General features: G+C 56.1%; 13 protein-coding genes and 1 pseudogene. 6 read left to right on the top strand and 8 right to left on the bottom strand.

Features of this window, described 5'->3' with window-relative positions; translation table 11 throughout:
* Window positions 1–437 (top strand): annotated as a pseudogene (locus NW805_RS02945) (hypothetical protein); the annotation flags it as partial.
* Window positions 438–471: 34 nt separating this feature from the next.
* Here the strand turns inward: NW805_RS02945 and NW805_RS02940 are convergent.
* Entirely contained in the window at window positions 472–702 is a 231-nt protein-coding gene (locus NW805_RS02940; RefSeq protein WP_414355764.1) for a DUF2555 domain-containing protein, read from the bottom strand.
* A gap of 353 nt (window positions 703–1,055) precedes the next feature.
* On the opposite strand from NW805_RS02940, the gene NW805_RS02935 reads away from it, so the two are divergent.
* Window positions 1,056–2,834 carry a flavin reductase gene (locus tag NW805_RS02935; RefSeq protein WP_414421593.1) on the top strand — a complete coding sequence of 593 codons (1,779 nt, stop codon included), beginning with the start codon at window positions 1,056–1,058 and terminating at the stop codon, window positions 2,832–2,834.
* On the opposite strand, the gene NW805_RS02930 is transcribed toward NW805_RS02935, so the two are convergent.
* The 7 genes from NW805_RS02930 to NW805_RS02900 all read right to left on the bottom strand — a co-directional run bounded on the left by NW805_RS02930 (window position 2,812) and on the right by NW805_RS02900 (window position 10,896).
* Window positions 2,812–3,384, bottom strand: coding sequence for a Uma2 family endonuclease (locus NW805_RS02930; RefSeq protein ID WP_414421592.1), 573 nt, complete (start codon window positions 3,382–3,384; stop codon window positions 2,812–2,814). The two genes, NW805_RS02935 and NW805_RS02930, sit on opposite strands and share 23 nt — an antisense overlap.
* Window positions 3,385–3,451: 67 nt before the next feature.
* Window positions 3,452–6,397, bottom strand: a complete 2,946-nt coding sequence (locus NW805_RS02925) for a PAS domain S-box protein (RefSeq protein ID WP_414421591.1) — start codon at window positions 6,395–6,397, stop codon at window positions 3,452–3,454.
* Window positions 6,394–7,136, bottom strand: a protein-coding gene (locus tag NW805_RS02920; RefSeq protein ID WP_414421590.1) for an IS5-like element ISSoc13 family transposase whose coding sequence is annotated in 2 segments (ribosomal slippage) — window positions 6,394–6,818 and window positions 6,818–7,136 — 744 coding nt in all. Because the reading frame shifts where the segments join, the coding sequence is not laid out codon by codon here. The genes NW805_RS02925 and NW805_RS02920 overlap by 4 nt, the downstream gene beginning before the upstream one ends.
* A 26-nt stretch (window positions 7,137–7,162) precedes the next feature.
* Window positions 7,163–7,990: a PAS domain-containing protein gene (locus NW805_RS02915; protein WP_414421589.1), complete on the bottom strand. Its 828-nt coding sequence runs from the start codon at window positions 7,988–7,990 to the stop codon at window positions 7,163–7,165.
* A gap of 180 nt (window positions 7,991–8,170) precedes the next feature.
* Complete coding sequence (locus NW805_RS02910) at window positions 8,171–8,758, bottom strand: hypothetical protein (RefSeq protein ID WP_414421588.1); 588 nt, start codon at window positions 8,756–8,758, stop codon at window positions 8,171–8,173.
* Between the two features lie 92 nt (window positions 8,759–8,850).
* Window positions 8,851–9,465, bottom strand: a complete 615-nt coding sequence (locus tag NW805_RS02905; protein ID WP_414350202.1) for a Uma2 family endonuclease — start codon at window positions 9,463–9,465, stop codon at window positions 8,851–8,853.
* A gap of 120 nt (window positions 9,466–9,585) precedes the next feature.
* Window positions 9,586–10,896, bottom strand: a complete 1,311-nt coding sequence (locus NW805_RS02900; protein WP_414421587.1) for a serpin family protein — start codon at window positions 10,894–10,896, stop codon at window positions 9,586–9,588.
* Between the two features lie 21 nt (window positions 10,897–10,917).
* On the opposite strand from NW805_RS02900, the gene NW805_RS02895 reads away from it, so the two are divergent.
* From NW805_RS02895 to NW805_RS02880, 4 genes are all read left to right on the top strand, one after another.
* A complete protein-coding gene (locus NW805_RS02895; protein ID WP_414389705.1) occupies window positions 10,918–11,094 on the top strand; it encodes a hypothetical protein in 177 nt (58 codons plus the stop codon).
* Between the two features lie 27 nt (window positions 11,095–11,121).
* Window positions 11,122–11,691 (top strand): DUF192 domain-containing protein, encoded by a 570-nt coding sequence (locus NW805_RS02890; RefSeq protein WP_414421586.1) that lies wholly within the window; start codon window positions 11,122–11,124, stop codon window positions 11,689–11,691.
* 166 nt (window positions 11,692–11,857) lie between these two features.
* Window positions 11,858–13,153: a bifunctional sterol desaturase/short chain dehydrogenase gene (locus NW805_RS02885; protein ID WP_414421585.1), complete on the top strand. Its 1,296-nt coding sequence runs from the start codon at window positions 11,858–11,860 to the stop codon at window positions 13,151–13,153.
* Window positions 13,154–13,362: 209 nt separating this feature from the next.
* On the top strand, window positions 13,363–14,121 hold the full coding sequence (locus NW805_RS02880; RefSeq protein WP_414421584.1) for a DUF4397 domain-containing protein: 759 nt from the start codon (window positions 13,363–13,365) through the stop codon (window positions 14,119–14,121).
* Window positions 14,122–14,228 lie beyond the last annotated feature (107 nt).

Here is a 14,228-nt window from a genome sequence, read left to right as displayed (position 1 = left end):
CCCAGTCTGCCGAGGAGAACGCCGCCCGTCTGCGGGAAATCGAGGAGCTGCGTCAGTCCATCCAAGAAAGCCGCACCCAGTCTGCCGAGGAGAACGCCGCCCGTCTGCGGGAAATCGAGGAGCTGCGCCAGTCCATCCAAGAAAGCCGCGCCGAATTTGCCGAACAAGCTGCTGCCCAAGCTCAAAGCCTGCGAGAGCTACAGCAAGTTGTCAGCGAGACCCGCTCTGACTTAGCTCACCTTGCCGAGTGGGCAGAGGAAGTGACTCAAGCTCTGGTTACCCTCACCGCCCTACAACGAGAGCACGAACGCGCCATTCAGGCCATCAACCAACGGCAGGCGGAAACGGATCAGAGGTTCAACGTTCTCCTTGAAGAAGTGCGCTATCTGATTCGCCGGCAAGGCTCTGACGGAAATCCTCCCCCCTCGTTGCCCTGAGCACTGGGATCCCTTCGGAACTGCGAAGACAGTCCTAATCTTCATCCACTTCCCACTCCAACAGGTGTGCATAGGGAGCCACCAAGTGGGGAGCATAAAAGGCAACGGCTCGAAGGGCATGCCAGTCTTCCAAGCAGCCAAAGACGGTCGGATACTCATTGCGCTCCAACCGCTCTGCAATTGCCGCCACATCAGCTTCAGTAAACTGGCGGGGATCCATCCCCTTAGCAGGGGCTTCCACTTTGGACTTGGATCGGGCAGACATAGGCAGCCTGAACACGCTACAAGCCGATCTTAGCCTCTTCTTTTCGCTGGCCAAAAACTTGAATACTCCCTGTCCCAAAGGGAGAAAATTCTTAATTACTGGTATTTCTTAGCAACACTGCGTGAACAGCTTTAAGACAGTCGTGTGGTTTTTTGGGCAGTTGAGTCTTCTCGCCACTGTATTTGCTGTAGCACAAAAGCCGCCCTACTGGTTGAGTTCCGCGTAGGGGTAGAACGGGGCTTCAGACCCAACTTTTGGGCAAGCCGGGCCGTGGGCTCCCAAACTCTGAAAAGGGATCCCCATTCCTCCAGTTTCGTGGCAAGGTGAGGACAGATACCGCATCGGAGGCTGCTATGGAGAGCAAGATCCCCGCCCGCGATGTCCAAGTTGCCCTTATCGGCCCGTCCACGTTGGTTCTCCGCTCCCGCACCTGGGATCGCCTGAAGTTTGAGCTGGAATACGCTCGGCAACGGGGCACCACTGCCAATAGCTACCTCATCCAGGCCCGCCAAACCCTTCTCATCGATCCTCCCGGGGAATCGTTCACCAGCATCTTTTTAGAAGAGCTGGCCCAACACCAGTACCTACAGCGGTTGGACTTTATTTTGCTCAGCCACGTCAACTTTAACCGCATTGCCACTCTCAAAGCCCTATTGCCTCTGGCTCCCTACGCGATGGTGCTCTGCTCCAAGCCGGGATCCATTACGCTACGGGCCGCCTTTGAAGAGATGGATCCCTTGCCCCGCAGTCGCGACGAAGAGGAAGCCGCCGATCTGGGCATTTTCTACAATGGCGACCGGTCTTTCCGTTTGCGGGTCATCCGAGATGGGGATCGCCTGGATTTGGGAGAAGGGCATGAGTTGCACTTTCGCACCGTGCCCACACCCCGCCACCCCGATGCCCTCTGTGCCTACGATCCGGCTACCGGGATCCTCTACACCGATAAGTTGTTCGGCGCCCATGTGTGCGATGAGCAGGTGTTTGACGAACATTGGCGGCAGCTCAGCGAAGACCGCCGCTACTACTTCGACTGTTTGCACCGCAACCAATTGCCCCAGGTGAAGGCAGCCCTGGCCAAGTTGGAAGAATTTCCCGCCCAAATCTATGCCCCTGCCCACGGCCCCTTGGTGCGCCACAGCCTGCGGCGGTTGCGGTTGGACTACCACACTTGGTGCGAGGAGGATCCCGGCGAGCAGCGGGTAGCTCTTCTGTACACTTCTGCTTACGGGAATACAGGTTTGATGGCCATGGCCATAGCCCAAGGGTTGGAGCGAGCCGGCGTTAAGGTGGAGCGGATCAACTGCGAATGGGCCACTCCGGAAGAGATTGCCCAAGCTCTGGAGCGCTGCCAGGGGTTTGTTGTCGGATCCCCGACTTTGGCCGGCCATCCTCCTGTGCAGATCCAAACCGCCCTTGGCATCATCCTTTCTTCAGTTCCCACCACCCGATTGGCCGGGGTTTTCGGCTCCTACGGCTGGAGCGGAGAAGCGGTGGATCTCATCGAGAGTAAGTTGCTCAATGCCGGCTTTTCCTTGGGGTTTGAGACGATCCGCGCCAAGTTTAAGCCCACCCCTGAAATCCTGGAAGCCTGTCAAGAGGCGGGATCCCAGTTTGCTCAGGCCCTGCGCAAAGCCAAACGAGCCCGCGCCCCTCGCCAAACCAGCAGCGAAACTCAGGCGGATCGGGTTGGGCAAGCCCTGAGCCGGGTGGTGGGATCCCTGTGTGTAGTCACCGCCCTGCAAGGAGAGACCCGCCGCGGCTTCCTCACCTGGTCGGTGGCCCAGGCTAGCTTCAATCCGCCGGGGCTAACCCTGTCGGTAAACAAGGAACAAGAAGCCGAATTGCTGACCTATCCCCAGGCCCCCTTTGTGCTCAACATCTTGCGGGAAGGCAAGGGCAGCAACTTGCAGCGGCACTTTCAGCGACCTCAACGGCCCGGAGAAGATCGCTTTGCCGGCTTGGCCACGGCCACTGCTGAGAATGGCTGCCCCATTTTGTTGGACGCCCTAGCTTACCTGGAGTGCCGTGTCAAAACCTGGATGGGCTGCGGGGATCGCTACCTGGTCTATGCCGAGGTGGAACGGGGCAAGGTGCTGGATCCCACGGGGGTTACGGCCATGCGGCGGGGGTAGTGTATTGGAGAACAAAGATTTGTTGTGGAGTCAATGCTAACTGGATCCCATCGATCACCTTAAGCTGACGATCTGCTCGGCAAATTTCTGGCTCTTGTTGAGGAGCAAATACCAAAATAGAGTAATCGTCTAAATCCACCATCCACCCTAATTTGCTGCCGTGCTTTAGGCAATGCAGGATATTATCGATTACACGGCTTACCCTTTGACCCGGCGAAAGAATTTCGGTAATCCAGTCGGGTGCTGCGGTGAAGTCATCTTCTGGCTCGCCTGTTTCACTGAGGCGAATTCGATCCCACGCAATTACGGCAATATCGGGAACAATGGAACGACCGGCAAAAGTGCATCGCAATTCGGGTAGGGCAGTATAGCTGGTGGTGCTGCCGTCAACCTCAGCCAAAAGGCGTTTTTGCAAAATGGAATGGCGGACTTTGGGCAGCGGTTTTTGAATGGCAACTCCATCCACGTACTCCCGTGCCGGAGACTCTTCTATGTGAGGCAACTTGAGGAAGTCTTCAAGAGTGAGAGCCAAATCTAGGCGAGTGGTCATAGGTTTAGGCAAAGCCCCCCCGGATCCCTGCCAGTAATGTATCCCAAAGCGAGGGGAAGAAGTGGAATTAAAATTGCGGCAATTCGGGTAGATGTAGCGTAAAAGTCGTCCAACCAGCAGAGCTGCTGACCTCAATGGATCCGCTCAGTTGATCCACCATTTGTTTCACCAAAGCCAAGCCCAGACCGGTGCCCCCTTCTTTCCAAGGATCATTGCCAGGGATCCGGTAAAAGCGCTCGAAAATGCGGGTGAGTTCCTCAGCCGGGATCTCTTGGCTATTCCTGACTTGGATGCGAGTTCGGTTGGCCTCAACCCTGACTTCTAGGCGGATGGATCCCTGAACCGGGGTGTATTTCACAGCGTTGTGTAGCAGCTCCCGCAGGATGCGTCCCAACAGCAAGGGATCCGTCGTGAGGGTGCTCTCCAGAGGGACACTGGCTTGAAAGGTTTGCCCTTTGGCGCGGGCCTGCTCTTCGGCAATGGCTAACAGATCCCCTAGCAGCTCCCGCCAGGTGAGGGTTTGCACACTTAGAGCGTAGGTCCCGGACTGCAACCGCTGCAGATCCAACAGGTCGTTGATGAGCTCGATTTCCCGCTGGCATTCTCGCTCTGCAATGGCTAAGTATTGAGCTCGTTTCTCCCCAGTGGGATCCATCTGCAACATTTTCAGGGCCATTTTCATGCTGGTTAGAGGAGTGCGCAGCTCGTGGCTGACAGTGCTGATGAAATCGTCTTTCAAGCGGTTGAGGCGCTCTAGGGCTTGCACCTGCTCTTGGGCAGCTCGGAATAGGCGCGCCTGCCTTAGGCCGATAGCACATTGATTGGCCACTTGAGCTACGAGATTCATTTCCTGCTCATCAAAACTTTCCTCGCTGCTGCGAAAAACCCACAGATCCCCCAAGACTTGCTCCCCATCCCGCAGAGGGCAGACCAAGACTGATCCTTGGCGGGGGGCGTCAGGAAGTAAACAAAATATGCAGGGCTCTCCTCGCAACAACTGGGCGTAGAGATCTGGATATTGGGCAAAGGGAATACAAGTATGCAAGGCCGACCCCAAGCGAGGACAATACTCGTAGCTGATGGCGGAAAGGGTGAGATCGGCGTTGTAAAGGCCAATATCGCAGCCATCTGCATTTAGGTTTTCTCCCAGCTCGCGCAGAGCGGTGTTGAGAATTTCAGCTTCATCCAGAGAGTCGCGCACCCGGTCAGTGATGCGTTTCAGCAGGGCCTCAAATTGCAGGGATCGCTGCAACTCAGAGGTGCGTTGCCGAACCTTTTCTTCCAAGGTTTGATTGAGGGCTTGCAGTTGTTCATATAACTGGGCCTGTTGCAACGCGATGGCTAATTGATCGCTCAGCTCTTGTAAAAGCCGGATTTCCCACCCCTGCCAAGGGCGGCTGGATTGGCAGTGCTGTGCCACCAGAAGGCCCCAGAGATCCTCTCCCCGCCGAATTGGGATCACCAAGTTGGCTTGGGCTTGGAAAGACTCCAGCAACTCCCGATAGCAAGGATCCAAATCGGCTATTGCTACATCCCCCACTGCCTGGACAAAGCCCTCTTGGTACTTGCGATAGCACGGATCCCTTTGGAAATACTCATCCCACACGTAGCGGCCCAGGTGGCTGGGCCAGGGATCCGCCACCGACTCAGCAGCTACAAACCCCCCTACACCTTCCTGCAACTGATAGATCATCACCCGATCCACCTGGAAAACCTCTCGCACTTCTGCAACAGTGGTTTGCAAGATAGATTGCAAATCCAAATCCTGACGGATGCGTCGCAGCAAAGCTCCAAGCAGCCGCTCCCGCTCTGCTTCTTTCAGCAACAGATCTTGGGCTTGTTTGAGGGGCGTTATGTCCACAGCGATGCCGCAAACGGCGTAAGGAGACCCCTGCTGATCCCGCAGGGCAAGCTTGGTGACCCACTGGGTCAATCTCTTGCCATCGCGGAAAAAGGTTCGCTCGTAGCTGACAGGATGCGGAGATTGCAGGACTTTTTGATCCTGATCTCGAAATTCTAGAGCCTCTTCTGATGCGAACAGCTCACTATCCAACTTTCCAAGGAGCTCTTCTGCCTTGCAGCCTCTCTGTTGTAGATAAGTCTTGTTTACATGAAGATAGCGCCCTTCCAGATCTTTGAGAAAGATAGAAAAAGGGATCCCGTCCAGAATAGCCCTAAGCCGAGCTTCGCTTTCTTGTAGAGCCAGCTCTGCTTCTTTCTGCTCCGTAATATCTTCGGTAATGCCAACAATACGGATAACCTCTTGCTGTTCGTTCAAGATGGGTCGGCAAGAAGTACGCAGCCAGCGCAGCCTGCCATCCCGATGGAAAATGCGGTAGGTGATCTGCTGGGCTTCTTGAGTGGCTCGGGCGGCCACCTGCAGTACCCTTGGCAGATCTTCGGGATGGATCCTGTCTTTCCAGAGATCTGGCTTGCGGCGAAACTCTTCTGCTGTGTAACCCCAGATCTTCTCGCTTTGGGGGCTTTTGTAGAGAGACTGGCTCAAGTCTGCAGAATACACAAAGAAAACCACCGGTACAGCCTCTGCAATTTCTCGGAAGCGGGCTTCGCTCTCTCGCAAAGCCAGTTCCACCTGCTTTTGTTGGGTGATATCGCGGGTACTGGAAACGATCCCTTGCACAGAGGGATCCTCCAAAAGATTGGTGCAGAGGCTCTCCAGCCACACCCACTGGCCATCGGCGTGTTGGGCCCGGTAAATAAAGCTGAGTGTCTCGCCAGGTCGAGCCTTGAGTTGCTCAAGAGCATTAGCAACGTTCTGCCGATCCTCGGGGTGAACCCAATCCAAGGGTACGGCCTCTCCCTGATTGGGAGCACGCCCCAAAATTTTCTCAGCAGCCGGAGGATTTAAGGTATGCAGCAGACCTTGGGCATCGATCCGACACAAAATGTCGTGGCTGTTGTTGAGGAAGGCGCGAAAACGCTCTTCTTGTTCCCACACCTCCTGTTCCAGCCGCTTTTGTTCGGTGATATCTAGGTTGTGTTGATCTTTCATTTGAGCCAAAAGAGAGCACTGACGAGATAGAGAAAACTCAAGAAGTTCCTGGCCAATTTGTCAAAACGAGAAAATAGATGCCGGTACTGCTTTAACTTATGAAAAAAGCATTCGATTAAATGCCTCTCTTGGTACAGATGCTTGTCATAATGCCGCTGCGTCTTTCTATTCCTTTTAGGTGGAATAACCGCTTGAGCTTCCCCTATCTTCTTAATCAACTTATCCGCATCATATCCTTTATCCCCAATTACTTTGGTATCCTTTCTCTGCCAGCCCTCTATCAATTCTTCCCCTTGAGTAATATCGCTCTTTTCTCCGCCAGTTATTCTCAATTCCAGCGGATTTCCCAACCCATCTACACTCACATGAATCTTGGTGCTGTATCCGCCTCGGCTTCTCCCCAAAGCTTGCTCCCCTTTTTTCCGGCAGCACAGGAGTGCGCTCGAACCGTGGTTGAATCAATAATGAGATGCTCTAAATCAGGGTCGTCAATAAAATACTTGAACATCCGTTCCCACACTCCAACACGACTCCACCGGTGAAATCTTTGATAGATGGTGTACCATTTGCCATATCCTTCTGGGAGGTAGCGCCAAGGAGCACCGGAACGGGCTATCCAAAGAACTGCTTCAATAAACTGTTTGCAGTTTGCTTCTTTCCCAATGTTAACTCTCTCTTCTGTCTGTAAAAAAGCTAATATCTTCTGCCATTTGTTTTCATCTAAAAAAACCAACTTCATCCTCTTTCCTCTATAAATTACTCTCTCTATCCTAACATAAGATCAACACGACCTAGGACAATGCCGAGAAGTCCCAAACCTTTAGACTGATCCTGAAGCTTTACGGCCAGGCGATAAGTATAGCGCTCCTGACCTTGAATTACTTCCTTGCCCTCGAGTTGGGAAAACCCTTGCCGCTCTAGATCGGCTAGAACTTGAGGGGTGTACTCCGGCCAGTGGGGATGTTGTTGAGCCACCTCCTCCAGAGAAGTACCCAGCAGATCGCCAAACCAGGCGCGGTCGGTGGCATTTTGCAAAATTAGCACTCCCTGGGGATCCCTGGCCCACACCGCCAACGGCAGGGCGTCCAACAAGGTGCGCAGTTGGGCCTCCCGCAGCCGCAGGTTTTCTTCCAACTGTTTCTTCTCGGTAATGTCTCGGCCCACCCCGCGAATGAACTGCAAGCGGCCCTGCCAGTCAAAAATGCCTTGGTTGATCCACTCGAACCAGCGCGTCTGCCCCGACGCATCCGATACCCTGCCAACTCGGGTGAAGGTAGGCTGCTGAGGGGTGAGCTGGGCTATCTTTTGCCGCACCTGCTCTTGCTCTTCTGCCGGCAGCACGTCAATCCAGCGCCTGCCCCGCCAATCCCCCAAGATTTTCTGGCAAGCTTCGTTACATTCCACCACCGTCGTATCTGCACGCGCCAGCATGATGACATCGGGAAAACCCACCTGATCCCGCTGCAGCCAGCGCTTTTGCCAGTACATCACCACGGCCAGTGAGGATCCCCAAAGGAGCAGCCAAAGCCATCCGGGCAGAGTGTTCCAGTTGAGTAAGGTAAGCAGGTTGACCAGATCCCAGGAGGCGCTCATGAAGGTTGTCGATTAAGTTAAGTTTATTAAGTTTAGAAAGTGTCAAGGAGTACACTGCTTTTCGGTAGTATTTCTAACCCAGGATCAAGCACTGTGCCAACAATTCCCCATCTCCCCGAAAAGGAGAGCAAAGTTTGAGTCTACTGGAACGGTGGGGCAGTATCCTCGAAAAGGGGGCTTTCAGGGTGAAGAGTTGTTTCTTAGGTTTCCTGAGTGTTCGGATAGATAGTTCTGAATCCAGCGCACCAGCCGCTGAGAGAGCACGAAAGCTTCTGGTTCGTCCCCTTTGATGCCGACTTGGCTGCTAAAGCAGGCGATGACCTCCTCGTTCAGCTCCGGTTTAGAAGGATCGCTGTGAAACTGCAGCCGCACTTGGCTTTGGACCTGAAAACTCTCTTGAGCTTGGTTATCCAAAACTTCCTGACCCACTCGATGCAGCCGCACTCCTTGCAACTGAGCCAAGGGATAGGAAAACACCTGCTGCCGCCAAATCCCCCAAGGGCCACCCAGCCGGGTCAAGGTCACCCGTTGGCTTTGGCAATCTAGATTCAGGATCTGCCCCAACCCCCAAGGGATCCCAGCCCACAGGCCCATCCCCACAGCCACCAACCCCCACAGCGGCGAACGGGCCCACAGTTGGGATCCCACAATCAGCAGCACCAAGCCCCCTGCCGCCCGCCAAGCCAGTTGCTGGGAAGTGAACCGTTGTAGGGCAATGCGCAGCCGTTTGGGATTGCGCTCCAGAACCTGCGGATAGACCGGTGCCATGAAATGGGATCCCACTGCTTAGGCTAGCTTAACAGGGGTTGCTTTCCCTAGGCGCTGAAGGCATCTTATCCGGGCATTGCGTTGGTGAAAAACTACAACTCCGGCTCGGCAAAAAACTCTGATAAATCCAGCGCAAATCCAGGGATCACCTCTCCACCTTCCAGGATGTCGCCGGGTTTCTTCAATGCTTCAGGCTCAGGCCGGCGATAGACCAGAACGTATTTCTCTTCAGGATGAATGATCCAGACCAGCCGGGATCCATTCTCAAAATACTCAACGAGCCTATCATGGATCTCTCCAACGGTGTTGGCATCGGAGAGAACTTCTACAGCCAAGTCTGGGGATCCCTCAATATAACCCCTTGGGATCCCGCCCAGAGATTGCAGCCGTTCTTTGGAAAAAAAAGAACAATCCGGAGAGCGGCGATTACCGGATTTCATTTTGAAGGAAGTATCGGAATCGAAGGTAAATCCAATCCTTTGACTGCGAACGTACGAGCCTAGAATGATATGAATCAAACTTACGTAGTACCCATGCTTTGCGCCTGCCGAGCCCACAGTAACCAGTTCTCCATTCACAACCTCATAGCGATTGCCATCCTCCGGTAAAGCCATAAACTCTTCGTCAGTCCAAATTTTTCGAGAAGCTGCCGGAGAACTATCAGCAGGTGCCTCAGCCAATTTTTCTCTTTCCAAAACCTCGACCATCATGACCTCCGCAATGAAAAACGGCTAAACCAACCAAGGGAGCCGGTCTGGGGTCAACACATCCTGAAGAGCGATCTGCACGCCCGGTAAGAAGTCAGCAAGCTGCCCTGAGGGATCCCCTTATTTAGGATCCACTAGGGATCCCATGAACAACACGGTTTGGGCCGCTGGGTTGCCGCCGGATCCGGAGGCCACAATGGCAAACCAGAAGGGCCGATCTGCCACAAATTGAAAGGGCTCTTGCCGGTCGACAGCAGTCCGGGAGACGATCACCCCAGTAGCGGCTGCCGCCTCGGATCCCTCTTCGTTCACTTCAATTGCTGCTTTGTGCAGGACTTTGCTGATCCGCGCTGGCTCTGGGGTCATCTGGCTGAAATCGGCTCGGTTGGAAAAGGCAACTCCCAGGCCCAACTGCTGCAGAACGGAAGTGAGATCCGTTTCATAAGCCAATTCAAATCTCGGGATCCGCACCGAACCTGCACGGGGGCGCAGGGATCCCGTCCATTCTTGCCAAGTTTCCGGGCTCAGCTCTGCCCGCAGCGATTCCAGCTTCACTCCCTTCTTGGGCAGCAGGATCAGCATTTCCAGTTCTCCTTCCCCGTAGGGCAGGCTCACCACCTGCAACTGCTCGGTTTCCAGGTAGTCGTAACGACCTGATTGAACCATCATGGGTACTCGGACGCGGCGGCCATCCAACCGAGTAAAGGGCTGAGTTTGGGTGCGCTCCGGATCGAAGGGCTGAGTCCACTCGCCTTTGAAGTAGATGGCATTGAGCAAAACCATCAAATCCTCGCGGCTGAGGCGATCCACAATGCGGTTGATCTTGCCCTGGGTGCGCTCGGCCACCCAGCCGTTGATCTGGTTCACCGTTTGCCGGGATCCCAAATTCACCCGATTCACCACCGCTTGGTAGTAGGTGGCCAAAGCCTGCAAAAACTGGGGCTGTAAGGTGAGGGTTTGATCCACCCAGAGGCCGTTGGCCATTTGCACCTGGACTGGCCCTCCTGCCGGGGATCCCTCCGCCAGCCAGCCCACCATTTGGGCATTGGTCCAGTTCAACTCATTCAAGAAAAGGTCCTGTGCCTCCAGCACCTCGGCCATTGCCGTTTGAGTCTCCCCAGAGGCGCCGTTGTAGAGCATGCTCAGGGCCAGGCGGATGCTCAAGGGGGAGAAAAAGAGGTTCTCTTGGGGCTGCTGACGGAGCAGGTGATCAAACAGTTTCAGCGCAAAGCGGCTTTGGGCCTGTTGGGCCACGGTCTTTTCCCCATACCCTTCCCCATAGGTCACCGTTGGCTCAAAGGGAATCCGCACCGGGGTTTCCTGTGAACGGGATCCCATCCCGTGAGTGGGCCAGAGGCCCAGGCTCAGTAAACCCAGCAGAGCCAGAAGAGGGATCCGGCTCACCAAGGATCGATTAAACAGGTCTTTCATAGGGCTCTCCTGGCAGAGTCTATGGCTATGCTATCGGGTCGGTTGTGGGCTGCCCTTGCCCAGAGCCGCCATTCCGGCTGCGCTCAAGGGGGAAAAGCACAGGCCGCTTCCGGCAAGCAAGAATTGGCAAGGCTCTCCCAGGGGGGAACTTCCTGCGTCTGGCTGGTCAAGTCGCAGCAGCAGCGTCTGGCGCGATAGGATGAAGCCTGCACAGGAGAGTGCCACATGGTTCTGTTCACGATACACGTTCCAAAAGGGTGCAGAGTCACCTTGGGCCTGGCTCTGCTGCTCCTGGGATCCGGCTTGGGATGTACTGCTGCCACGGAGAGATCTCCCGCCTCACAAACTCAGGTAACCGAAGCCATCTCTCCATCCCCCCCAGCCATAGGGCAGCCCCAGCAACTGCCGGTTGAAGCCGAAGTCACCCTTGCCGGCCAACGCTTTGAGCTAGAGGTGGCCCGCACCCCTGAGCAACAGCGCTTGGGCCTGATGTTTCGCACCGATTTGCCGCCGGATCGGGGCATGTGGTTTCCCTTTGATCCGCCCCAGCCAGCTTCTTTTTGGATGTTCAACACCCTGATCAACCTGGACATCATTTTCCTTCACCAAGGCAAGGTGGTGTACATTGCCGCCGATGTGCCCGGCTGCCCCGCTCAACCCTGCCCCACCTATGGGCCGCCTCCTTCCCAGTTGGTGGACGGTGTGCTGGAGTTCCGCGGCGGGACGGCTGCTGCTTTGGGTTTGGCCGTTGGAGATCCGGTCGAGATCCGAGAGCTTCAGCCCGTAGCCCCTTGATTTCTACCTCCCCTCTCCCTGAGGGAGAGGGGCCGGGGGTGAGGGAAGACAGGCTCGCAGATGATCTTTTGAAGAATCTTTGCGATGATTTTTGAGGGTTGCTAACTAAGCCTACAGAAGAGGCGACGACAAGCCCAAGAGCAGTTTGGCCACCGCAAGCGAGTCTATGGATGTCAGCAGCGTAAGTCATTGGATAGGGGTGGGGGCTGTCGCCCTAGCCTCCATCCTTTGGGCTGAGATCGTGCGGGACGTGCGCCATTGGCTGGCCCACCGGTGGCCCTGGCTGATGCCCAAACACATCCTGCACCACCGCCTGTTCCGCCCCGACCTTAGCGTGGTGGATGCACAGCTGTACCGAGAATCCCAGTGGCACCACGACGTTCCCGAAGCGGCGACGATGATCCTGGCCGGGATCCCTTGGGTGGTGGTATTGGGCCAGGGATCCCTGCTGTACGGCCTGGCGGCAGCGGTGGGGGTGGTCTACTCGGCCAGTTTCTGGGTGGCTGGTATGCTGCGGGGTTGGGGGCTGGCCCTGCAGACGGATATCACCCACCAGCCGGGGCCTTTCCCCGTTCCTCCCAGCCAATGGCATGTCAACCGCGCCTACCACTGGCGGCACCACTTCGACGATACCAACGCCTATTTTTGCGGCACCCTGACTCTCGTAGATCGGCTCATGGGCACCAGTCTCTCCTTGAAAGGCAAGCGAGTAGCCGTCACCGGCGCCTCCGGCACCCTGGGCCGGGCCTTGCTCAAGCATTTTCACCAGCAGGGGGCCAAAGTCATCGCCCTCAGCTCCCATTCGGATTCGGTTCACATCGAAGTGGACGGCCAGATCCAGCCGGTGGAGACCGTTCGCTGGCAGGTGGGGCAAGAGGGATCCCTGGCTGAGCTGCTGGAGCGGGTGGATATCTTGGTGCTCAACCACGGCCTGAACGTCCACAGGCAACGGGATCCCGAGTCTGTCCGCCAGTCCTATGCCGTCAACACTTTCTCCAGTTGGCGCCTAATGGAGCTGTTCTTCCAGACGGTGCGCGGCAACCCTGAGATGGCCACCAAAGAGGTGTGGGTCAACACTTCCGAAGCTGAGGTCAGCCCTGCTTTCAGTCCCCTCTATGAACTCTCGAAGCGGGCTTTGGGAGACCTGGTTACTCTGCGCCGTCTGGATGCCCCCTGTGTGGTGCGCAAGCTCATCCTCGGCCCCTTCAAGAGCCAGCTCAATCCCATTGGGGTCATGTCAGGAGATTGGGTGGCCGCTCAGATCCTGGCTCAAGCCAAACGAGATTGCCGCAACATCATCGTCACCATCAACCCCCTCACCTACCTGCTTTTCCCCCTGAAAGAGCTGGCCGTGAGCACCTATTTCCGCCTGTTTAGCCGTCGGTCTCCCCAGCCAGGGATCCCTGCCCCCAACCCAGATGCTGCAGGTGAGGCGAAGTCCCGCGAGTTCCCTTTGGTTTAGAAGGGATCGGATCCCAACCCGTTCCATAGCTCTATAGCATTGGGCGCAAAAGTGGAGTAAGACAAGAGCAGGTTCCTTGGCGTCAGCAGGGTGGGATCCCTTGCGCCAATACGAACTTTTGGGGAGCGAGAGCGCCCCTTGGCTTGGCGGAACACAGCAGCTCGATCCCCGGTGAGCGTTGGGTGTGAGGAGTAGGAGTGAGCGTGAACATGGTGCGACGGTGGGTGGGCGCAGTGCTCTGCGTGGTGGGTGGGTCGTTGATGCCGGGGCTGTTGTCCGGCTGTGCCATCCCGATGCCTTCGGCATCTGCAGGGGTTTCTGAAGTGCAGGTGCGGTTGGTGCATGTGGCCCCCAATGCCCCTCGGATCGACTTGGAAGTGGGAGGGGTGAGAGCTGCTCGGGGCATAGCCTATGGCTCGGTGAGCGAGTACGTGCGCATACCGGCGGGCGAGTACGACATTGTTTTGTTTTCAACGCCTGAGAACCCTGGCCAGCCTGCGAGTTCTTTGGTTGCGGCCAGAACCGTAGCCAATCTCAGGGGCGGGGGAGTGTTCTCGGTGGTGGCCGCCAATGAGCCGAATCGCATGACAGCCCTGGTCTTAGAGGACAACATCCATCCGCCGTTTGATCAGGCCCTGGTGCGGTTTGTCCACGCTGCCCCTGATGCGCCGGCCCTGCAATGGCAAGGGGAGCAAGGGCGGGTACTGCTGCCCCAGTTGGCGTTTGGACAAGTATCCACCTTTCAAGCTATGCGCCCCGGCTTTACCCAAATTCAAGTGGCCATAGCCCCTTCAGCCTCCGCGCCAGGTGTGCAGTCGGCTCCCAGCCGGAGCATTCCCCTGCAGCGGTTTGACCTGCAGCTGGAGGCGGGGAAAGTCTATACCCTCTATGTAGCGGGATTGTTGCGCAGCAATCCGGCCCTAAGCCTGGTGCTGGCAGAGGAAACTCGAGCTCGCAGGCTCCTATAGCCAAGGTGTTTCGGTCTCTCTTCTCCTTACACTGAGTTAAGGAATACCTCAGGGTGGGGGCAGATAGGGAATATGCTCTGTGGTGGAGCAGGCCAATGCCGTTGGCG

The sequence above is a fragment of the Synechococcus sp. W60.1 genome (assembly GCF_047461575.1).
GTDB lineage: Bacteria > Cyanobacteriota > Cyanobacteriia > Thermostichales > Thermostichaceae > Thermostichus.
This window is presented reverse-complemented; position numbering and strand designations above follow the sequence as displayed.

Coding starts and splice junctions, on each gene's coding strand:
- NW805_RS02890 (WP_414421586.1), top strand. CDS start 11,122: ATGGTTCTGTTCACGATACACGTTCCAAAAGGGTGCAGAGTCACCTTG.
- NW805_RS02940 (WP_414355764.1), bottom strand. CDS start 702: ATGTCTGCCCGATCCAAGTCCAAAGTGGAAGCCCCTGCTAAGGGGATG.
- NW805_RS02885 (WP_414421585.1), top strand. CDS start 11,858: ATGGATGTCAGCAGCGTAAGTCATTGGATAGGGGTGGGGGCTGTCGCC.
- NW805_RS02895 (WP_414389705.1), top strand. CDS start 10,918: ATGGCTATGCTATCGGGTCGGTTGTGGGCTGCCCTTGCCCAGAGCCGC.
- NW805_RS02880 (WP_414421584.1), top strand. CDS start 13,363: ATGGTGCGACGGTGGGTGGGCGCAGTGCTCTGCGTGGTGGGTGGGTCG.
- NW805_RS02900 (WP_414421587.1), bottom strand. CDS start 10,896: ATGAAAGACCTGTTTAATCGATCCTTGGTGAGCCGGATCCCTCTTCTG.
- NW805_RS02910 (WP_414421588.1), bottom strand. CDS start 8,758: ATGGCACCGGTCTATCCGCAGGTTCTGGAGCGCAATCCCAAACGGCTG.
- NW805_RS02930 (WP_414421592.1), bottom strand. CDS start 3,384: ATGACCACTCGCCTAGATTTGGCTCTCACTCTTGAAGACTTCCTCAAG.
- NW805_RS02905 (WP_414350202.1), bottom strand. CDS start 9,465: ATGGTCGAGGTTTTGGAAAGAGAAAAATTGGCTGAGGCACCTGCTGAT.
- NW805_RS02925 (WP_414421591.1), bottom strand. CDS start 6,397: ATGAAAGATCAACACAACCTAGATATCACCGAACAAAAGCGGCTGGAA.
- NW805_RS02935 (WP_414421593.1), top strand. CDS start 1,056: ATGGAGAGCAAGATCCCCGCCCGCGATGTCCAAGTTGCCCTTATCGGC.
- NW805_RS02915 (WP_414421589.1), bottom strand. CDS start 7,990: ATGAGCGCCTCCTGGGATCTGGTCAACCTGCTTACCTTACTCAACTGG.